Origin of the sequence: Algoriphagus locisalis (genome assembly GCF_900116615.1) — a bacterium.
In the GTDB taxonomy this organism is placed as follows: domain Bacteria; phylum Bacteroidota; class Bacteroidia; order Cytophagales; family Cyclobacteriaceae; genus Algoriphagus; species Algoriphagus locisalis.
This window is the reverse complement of record NZ_FPBF01000004.1, coordinates 433,452-441,634: the sequence shown is the minus strand read 5'-3', so window position 1 is coordinate 441,634 and position 8,183 is coordinate 433,452. Positions and strand designations below refer to the sequence as shown.

The window sequence follows — 8,183 nt, the reverse complement described above, 5'->3', positions numbered from 1 at the left end:
ATAGCCGAGTAGTACTAATTGCCCAAAAGCTTACCCTACGTTTGTTACAGTTTCTGCAAAGACATGTTATTCATTGTTGGATGTTTGATGTCGGGTGACCGATGTAGACAAAGACAAAGAACTTAAGATATTATATGGACGAATGATCATCCGGCAACGGACACCGGTCATCGGACATCAAGATTTAGGCGGCCTAGCGCAGGGGTCCCACCTCTTCCCATCCCGAACAGAGAAGTTAAGCCCTGCAGCGCCGATGGTACTGGGGTTACACCCGGGAGAGTAGGTCGCCGCCTCATTTATTCAAAGCCTTTCGTGTAAACGGAAGGCTTTTTTGCGTTATAGACTCTTCAATTTTATCTGACTATTTTACAATCCATTTTTCATTTTTAGAATATTGTTGCAGTTTTGCATCAAAGCCCAATTTGAATGTCTATTCTATTTAAAGGTCTCCGTATTGTCAATCCTGAAGGTATAAAAGAAGCCAAGGATTATGTTTTTGACAATGGAGAATTAATCCTATCTGCTTCTGGCAACTCTTCGAAATTTGACCAAAAAATTGATGCCTCTGGATGGCTATTGTCTGAAGGTTGGATTGATCTCAGGTGTAGCATGGGAGAACCTGGTCATGAATACAAGGAGTCCATAGAAAGTCTTGCTGAGTCATTAATTGCTAGCGGTTTTTCTGCTGCTGTTATTTTGCCAAATACCGACCCAGTTATCCAGTCTAAAGGGGATGTTGATTTTGTGCTCAACAGAGCTAAAAGATATACTCCAGAGTTATTAATTCAAGGAGCTGTTACTAAAAATACTGATGGAGAGAATCTAACTGAGATTCTTGATATGCATCATCAATCAGGGGTCTCTATTTTCGGTGAAGGTGTGAAGCCTTTAGCTAATGGAGATCGCTACATGAAAATACTTCAGTATCTCCAGAAGTTTAACGGAGTATTGTTTGATCATGCCTATGATCCTTTGTTGGCTATTTTTGGACACATGCATGAGGGAGAAAACTCCACAATGCTAGGAATAAAAGGAATACCTAATCTTGCAGAAGATGTAGCTATTCAGAGAAACCTAGAGATCATCCGCTACGCTGGTGGAAGAGTTCATTTTCAGACCATCAATACTGCAAAAGGAGTTAAACTAATTAGAGAAGCAAAAGCTGAAGGATTGAACGTTACAGCGGATGTCTCAATTTATCAATTGCTCTTTGCTGATAAGGATTTGATGGACTTTGATCCATACCTTAAAGTATTACCACCTTTCAGAGGTGATTCTGATAGAGCCGCTTTAATTGAAGGACTTAAGGATGGAACAATAGATGCTTTGGTTAGTAACCATCAACCGGAAGATTTAGATTCTAAGTTTATGGAATTTGATCTTGCTAATTTCGGCATGGTTGGATTGCAGACTTTTTTACCAGCCTTGGTTTTACTCGAAAAGGAACTTGGTTGGGAATTATTAATTCAAAAAGTTACTTCTGGGCCGAAAGCTATTTTGCCACACCATTTATCTCCATCCTGGACTATTTTTGATCCAAACTCAGAATGGTTGTACAATGAGAAGTCAAATAAGTCAAACTCTTCAAACTCACCTTGGTTTGGAAAGAACCTCAAAGGTCAGGTGAAATATGTGATTCAAAAGGGACAGTTAATAGAAGTGAATGTATAAATACTTTAGTTCTGCTTACAAATTTGGAAGTATTGCCGGTGCTTTAAGTGTCATAGCTTTTGTTGCGCTTTCCTTTTTATATCCAGATCCTACGAATCTAAATTTGGTTTTTGGGTATGTTATTTCACCAATAGCAATTTTCCTGGCGATTAAATTCTTTAAGGAATATAGTAACAATGGCTATTTGTCTTTTGCTGAGGGAATGTCATTAGGATTCGTTACTTATATGCTGGAAGCAATCCTGTCCTTAATTGGGATTTGGATAGTATTGCAGATTCACCCTAATTTATTTGAGCAGATTAAGGCTTCAAAACTAGATGTCCTAGCTACGAGCAAAGATTCTATCGTAAGTCAGGTCGGACTAGAATCCTATGGTATGACACTGGAAAGTGTTAAAAATATGGTTTCTTTGGACATAGCTCTGAATGATGGTTTATGGAAAATCATTCCCGGACTGTTTTTTACTATTATTATATCTATTATTTTGAGAAGAAATCCTAACTAACAAACTCATGGAAGAACAACAATCCCCTTTTCAGGCAGCAATTAAGCCTGGGTTAACAATCGGCTTAGTGTCTTTGGCTCTTACCTTTGTTGCCTATTTTATAGATTCTACTTTACTAGGGTCGGCTTGGTTTGGCTTGGTTGCTTTGGTACTTTTCTTTGTACTTATTATCTATTTTGGTAAGCAATATAGAACCGAGATTGGAGGTTTTATGTCTTTTGGAACAGCCTTTAACTTTAGTTTTATTACCATGGTAATTTCTGGTTTGGTCGGACTAATAGGGCAAGTATTATTGTTTCACGTTGTAGATCCTTCTTTAGCTGGTGTCTTAGCCGATCAGGCTTTTGAAACCCAGATGTCAATGATGGAGAGTTTTGGACAGGATCCAGATGCTATGGATCCAGCTGTTTTAGAAGAGATGAAATCGAGCACAGCCAAGGGATTTACCTTGTCAGGTCAGCTTATGAATTTTGGCTTTGGGTTAATAGTGTATGCAATTATTGCCTTAATTTTGGGAGCAATCCTAAAGAAGAGAGACAAGTCTCTCGATTATTAAATTATGACCCAAATTTCAGTTGTAGTTCCTGTATTTAACGAGGAGGAGTCACTGCCTGAATTAACTCAATGGATTAGCCGTGTCATGCAAGATCACGGCTTTTCTTATGAGGTGATTTTAATCAATGATGGCAGTTCTGATGATTCTTGGGGAATAATTAATTCGCTTTCTCATAAATACAATGAGGTTAAAGGAATTAATTTCACCAGAAACTATGGTAAATCAGCTGCACTGGATGCTGGGTTTAAGAAGGCTTGTGGGGATGTAGTGATTACTATGGATGCCGATCTTCAGGATAGCCCTGATGAAATTCCTGGTCTTTATGTAATGATCACCGAAGGAAAATTTGATGTGGTCTCTGGATGGAAGAAAGAGCGTCATGACCCATTGGGGAAAACAATCCCTTCCAGATTTTTTAACGGAGTGACTCGGTGGATCTCTGGCATTAAGCTTCATGACTTCAATTGTGGACTAAAAGCCTATCGGCTTAAAGTGGTGAAGAATATTCAGATCTATGGAGAGATGCACCGATATATTCCATTGCTTGCCAAATGGAATGGGTTTGGAAAAATAGGAGAGAAAATAGTCCAGCATCAGGCTAGAAAATACGGTTACTCAAAGTTTGGCCTAGAGCGGTTCTTAAACGGGTTTCTTGATTTGATATCGGTGTCCTTTGTGCATCGCTATAAAAAGAAGCCTATGCACTTTTTTGGGTTTTTGGGTAGCTTTTCTTTTTTGACTGGGTTTATCATCACTTGCTGGTTGATCTTTGAGAAGGTATATGGGTTGAGTAAAGGGTATAAAGTGAGAGAAATCACCGATCAACCCCTTTTCTTTTTAGCATTGGTCGCCTTGATTATTGGAGTGCAATTATTCGTGACTGGATTTATAGCTGAGTTGATGACTTCGAATCAATCAAAGGATACCGAGTATAAAATTGACGAGGAGATTAACTTCGGCTTTTAATGAAGTTCTCGGTAATCATACCGGTTTTCAATCGATCTGAAGAGTTACGGGAACTGTTACAAAGCCTGACAAATCAGAGTCACCATGATTTTGAAGTGGTGGTAATTGAGGATGGTTCTGCGATTGACTCATCGGAAATTGTTGAGGAATTCAAATCTCGACTTCAGATTCAATACCTAATCCAAGCAAATACTGGGCAGGGATTCGCCAGAAACAATGGGATGAAGATAGCTCAAGGTGATTTTTTTGTTATTCTGGATTCTGATGTCATTTTGCCAGTAGATTATCTACAAAAGCTTTCAAGTGCTATTACCATTAGGAAATTAGATGCTTTTGGAGGCCCGGATGCTGCTAGTCAGGATTTTTCTGCCTTGCAAAAAGCCATGGATTTTGCTATGACATCCTTTTGGACCACAGGTGGTATTCGCGGTAAAATGAAAGATCCTTCCAAATATCAAGCTAGAGGATTCAATATGGGAGTCTCAAGAAAAGTATTTGAACAAACAGGAGGCTTTGTTGACCCAAATCAAGGAGAAGATATAGAATGGAGTATCCGGATTAAGAAGGCAGGATTTATACTTGAATTGGTTCAAGAGGCATTTGTTTACCATAAGCGTAAAAACACGATCTCTTCTTTTTCTAAGCAAGCATTTTCCTTTGGAAGGAACCGAGTAAATGTATCAAGGTTTCACCCCGGTGCGATCAAATTGGTGCACTGGCTACCCACAGCATTTTCACTTTTCAGTCTTAGTATTCTATTTTCATATTTCCTGAACAATACCTTGTTTCAAATCAGTGTTGGGATATTTCTATTATGGAGCATAGCGGTGATTTTATCCTCATCCTCACAAAACCACTCAATTAAGGTGGGGGCATTAAGTTGGGTTACTTCTGTTTTGCAGCTATGGTCGTATGGAGTTGGTTTGCCTTTTGAGCTCTTGAAAAAAGCCAGTAAAGGTTAATTTCCTTTTTTACATACGAAAATCACTTCTTCTGACGGAAGCGCATTTTGTTTGACGACTTTAGGGGAGATTTCCTTTACAAATAGATTTTCTTCAATTTTAATTCCTGACTTTCTTAATCTCTCCGCATAGTCTTTTCCAAACTTGCGAACATGATCACGCTGTCCAAAAATTCGTTCTCGCTCAGCAGGATCAGTAACAGTCTTATCTTCTAAGGTCTTTTCGATCGAGTACACTGGTGATTGAAGGATTCCCCATCCGTTTGGCTTCAATACCCGATTAAACTCAGCACATGCCCTTAGGTCGTCTTCTACGTGTTCAAGCACATGGTTGCAAAAGACCACGTCAAAACTGTTTTCTGGAAAGGGGATATCATGAACATCCATTTTCACCTTTGCCAAGGGTGATTCTATATCTGCAGTGATGTAGTCGAGATTTTTTAATCCTTCAAAACGTTCAATAAAACAATGCTCGGGCGCCACATGCAGTACTCGAAGTGGAGCTGAGAAAAAGTCTGTTTTTTCCTTAAGAAAAAGCCACATCAAGCGATGACGTTCCAGTGAAAGGCAGTTTGGGCACAGCGCATTTGCCCGTGCGATTCTGCCATAAGGAAGAAACTTCTTGTAACTATGATCGCAAACTGGACATGTGACGTCCTTACCAGCGTTCATTTGAGCAAAGACTTTCATTACTAAGGGACTTACTCGCTGTAATAATGGCCTAGGGACGTAGCGTATAACAAAACTGATGATGGATTTCATGGATGCTTTTAATCTGAGCGCAAGTTACTCAAAGGGCTAAAAGGAGCGTAATTAATGTGAATCTTTTGTTTTTTTAGATTTTTTATGATTTGAATTGCAATAAGGTTCTTGTTTGTGCAGATTCAATCAGTATTTTAGTTGATGTGAATTGTTCTCCTTTTTCAATCAAAAAAAAACACCTTTATGAAGATTAGAAATTTACTTTTTATCCAGCCAGCTATTATTCTGATAGTGGTACTTACATCACTCGATTTTGCTATTGCGCAGGAGACCAAGACGTTTACATTAAAAGAGTTGGTTCAGCAGGCGAAGGATGGTTCGCCGGTAGCCCTACGAGCAAAAACAAGACGGGAAAACCGTTATTGGCAGTATAGATTGTTCAGGTCAAATTATAATCCGCAGCTAAGGCTGACTGGTACTATCCCTCAATATTATCAAGAATTCAATAATATTACTCAGCCAGATGGCTCGATCGAATTCATTGAAGTAAAGCAAAACTTGATGGACTTGGGATTGGGTTTGGAACAGGTGATTGGAGCTACAGGAGGAACCGTGTCTGTGAATACTTCTACCAATAGATTTGATAATTTCCTGTCAAATCCAGGACAACCTCAGACTAGATATTCAGGTGTGCCTATAAGTGTAGCTTTGAATCAGCCGATATTTGCATTCAATCCTTACAAATGGGATAAGAAGATTGAGCCTTTGTTATATGAAGAAAGTAAGCGGGAATATGTAAAGGAAATGGAGGAAGTTTCTATATACGTCACTCAGTTGTACTTCGATTATCTTATTGCCCAGGTCAACTCGGAGATCGCAGCGACAAACCTGAGAAATACTGAGGATATTTTTGCGATAGAAAAAAGAAGAAATGAATTGGGAGTGACCCCTGAGGATGATCTCCTGCAGGTGGAACTCCAGGTTCTCAATGCACAGCAGGCAGCAGCACAGGCGGAAGTGGATTTGGAGAGTGCTGCTTTTGCTATGAACTCATTTATAGGATTGAATCAGTCCTCAAACTTGAATCTAGTTTCCCCGGTAGATATTCCCGAATTCGAAGTGAATGTGGAGCAGGCCATAGACCTTGCATTTCAAAATAGAGCTGAAGCGATCGGTTATGAACGGCAGAAAACGGAGGCAGAGTCTCAGGTAGCCCAAGCACGTGGGCAGCGTTTTCAAGTTCTTTTAAACGCTAGGTATGGCTACAATAACGCGGCTTTTAATTTTCCAGACATATATCAGAATCCAAATACTCAGGCTTTAGTCAGTCTTGGGCTTTCGGTTCCGATTTTAGATTGGGGTAGAAATAAAGCCCGTATGTCTATGGCTATGGCAAACCAAGAGTTGGTTGAAAATACGGTGGCACAGGAACTGATTAATTTTGAACAGGAAATTTTCACTCAGGTAAAGAATTTCATGATGATCAAAGAGCGTTTGAAGGTGACCCGGGTGTCTGATGATGTGGCTCAGCGTCGGTACGATATTGCGCTCAAAAGATATCAGACAGGCAATGTTACCATAACAAATCTCAATATTGCGCAAAATGAAAAAGACTCTAATAAAAGAGCCTTTTATACTTCATTACGCGAATTTTGGATGGCTTATTATGAGTTGAGATCACTTACTTTGTATGATTTTGAAAATGATGAATTACTCTATATACCAGAGATGGAGTAGGCTATTAGAAGGTGTTTTCTTTGATAAATTCTTCTTCCTTAGCTATTTTCTTTTCGATCTTCTCAATGGATTTGGATTGCTTCCCCATTTTCTTTGTGATCTTAGCCACATCGTTTGGTGAAAGTTTGCCAGCTGCATTCTTTTTGTCAAAGTCGGCTCTTGTCTTTTCCAGTTTTTCGATTGCTTTCTGGCGGTCTTCGTTCAACTTCACTAGTTTTTCTTTCGACTTCTCTACTTTTGCCTGAGTTTTGGCATCAACAGTGCTAGTGCTCACTTCCTGAGCCATTACGTGATCGGGAGACATATAGATCAGTCCGCCAACGAGTAAAAAGGAGTAAATAAGTTTCTTCATAATTTTTAGTGGTTTATTTCATTAAGGTACAAAAAAATACATCTACGTCTAACTTTTTCATTATTCTGGATCTTTCTGATCAGGATCTCCTTTGGGTAATCTTCCTGATTTTTTGAGAGATTCCCGGATGATCCACTCCAGTTGGCCATTGGTACTACGGAATTCATCTGCAGCCCATTTTTCGAGCGCTTTCATCATATTCTCATCCAGTCGTAGTGCAAATGCTTTCTTTTTAGCCATAACTTAATCCTCCATCCAACTTTCCATAAAAGCCTGCAATTCCTTAGCTTTCATGGTTCCAATTCTGATTTTTTTCTTTTCTCCCACATCCAAAAGCAGTCCCTCGCTTCCCAATACAGAATATGAGCGAGTGGTTTTATTGCCTTTGATCCCCCACCCACCATAATCTAAAACAGGCTGATAATAGGAAACTTCCCAGGATTTAATTTGGGTTTTGGGATAGTTCTTCCATTTTCTAATGAATGGTAGGTAGCGGATCGATATGCCTTGATCATCAATGCGCGTCTCCAATTTGATATTGAAAAGCAGGATCAACGCTAGCGCCATAGTGCAGGAAACTACCCCAAGAGCGATAGCCATCTCCTGCTTGTCTTCGCTGGTGAAATACAATACAATAAGCAAAATGAGGGTAGGTGCTTCCACCAGTAGTATGAAGTACATTACCCAAGTGCCAGCGTAGGATTGACTTTCCTTGAAAATCCGGTTTGCCATG

General features: G+C 39.5%; 10 protein-coding genes and 1 rRNA gene. 7 read left to right on the top strand and 4 right to left on the bottom strand.

Going from position 1 to position 8,183, the window contains the following annotated elements:
• Positions 1–184 precede the first annotated feature (184 nt).
• The 6 genes from rrf (at position 185) to BM386_RS14105 (ending at position 4,660) form a co-directional block, all read left to right on the top strand.
• Positions 185–296, top strand: a 5S ribosomal RNA gene (gene rrf / locus BM386_RS14130).
• A 130-nt stretch (positions 297–426) separates the two neighbouring features.
• Positions 427–1,671, top strand: a complete 1,245-nt coding sequence (locus BM386_RS14125; RefSeq protein ID WP_091695465.1) for a dihydroorotase — start codon at positions 427–429, stop codon at positions 1,669–1,671.
• Entirely contained in the window at positions 1,664–2,176 is a 513-nt protein-coding gene (locus BM386_RS14120; RefSeq protein WP_091695463.1) for a DUF4199 domain-containing protein, read from the top strand. Before BM386_RS14125 ends, BM386_RS14120 begins: the two co-directional genes overlap by 8 nt.
• Positions 2,177–2,183: 7 nt before the next feature.
• On the top strand, positions 2,184–2,732 hold the full coding sequence (locus tag BM386_RS14115) for a DUF4199 domain-containing protein (protein WP_091695461.1): 549 nt from the start codon (positions 2,184–2,186) through the stop codon (positions 2,730–2,732).
• Positions 2,733–2,735: 3 nt separating this feature from the next.
• Positions 2,736–3,698: a glycosyltransferase family 2 protein gene (locus tag BM386_RS14110; RefSeq protein ID WP_091695460.1), complete on the top strand. Its 963-nt coding sequence runs from the start codon at positions 2,736–2,738 to the stop codon at positions 3,696–3,698.
• Positions 3,698–4,660: a glycosyltransferase family 2 protein gene (locus tag BM386_RS14105; protein ID WP_091695458.1), complete on the top strand. Its 963-nt coding sequence runs from the start codon at positions 3,698–3,700 to the stop codon at positions 4,658–4,660. Before BM386_RS14110 ends, BM386_RS14105 begins: the two co-directional genes overlap by 1 nt.
• Here BM386_RS14105 and BM386_RS14100 read toward each other — a convergent pair.
• Positions 4,657–5,421 carry a class I SAM-dependent methyltransferase gene (locus tag BM386_RS14100; RefSeq protein WP_091695456.1) on the bottom strand — a complete coding sequence of 255 codons (765 nt, stop codon included), beginning with the start codon at positions 5,419–5,421 and terminating at the stop codon, positions 4,657–4,659. The genes BM386_RS14105 and BM386_RS14100 overlap by 4 nt on opposite strands.
• Before the next feature lie 183 nt (positions 5,422–5,604).
• Between BM386_RS14100 and BM386_RS14095 the strand changes: the two genes are divergently transcribed.
• Positions 5,605–7,098: a TolC family protein gene (locus tag BM386_RS14095; protein WP_091695455.1), complete on the top strand. Its 1,494-nt coding sequence runs from the start codon at positions 5,605–5,607 to the stop codon at positions 7,096–7,098.
• Between the two features lie 4 nt (positions 7,099–7,102).
• Here BM386_RS14095 and BM386_RS14090 read toward each other — a convergent pair whose 3' ends face one another.
• From BM386_RS14090 to BM386_RS14080, 3 genes are read right to left on the bottom strand one after another with little or no spacing between them, the layout of a single operon-like run.
• Complete coding sequence (locus BM386_RS14090) at positions 7,103–7,450, bottom strand: hypothetical protein (protein WP_091695453.1); 348 nt, start codon at positions 7,448–7,450, stop codon at positions 7,103–7,105.
• A 60-nt stretch (positions 7,451–7,510) separates the two neighbouring features.
• The gene (locus BM386_RS14085) at positions 7,511–7,690 is read right to left on the bottom strand and encodes a type II toxin-antitoxin system antitoxin (RefSeq protein WP_091695451.1); all 180 of its coding nucleotides are present in this window, start codon (positions 7,688–7,690) and stop codon (positions 7,511–7,513) included.
• A 3-nt stretch (positions 7,691–7,693) separates the two neighbouring features.
• Positions 7,694–8,182, bottom strand: a complete 489-nt coding sequence (locus BM386_RS14080; RefSeq protein WP_091695449.1) for a hypothetical protein — start codon at positions 8,180–8,182, stop codon at positions 7,694–7,696.
• Position 8,183 lies beyond the last annotated feature (1 nt).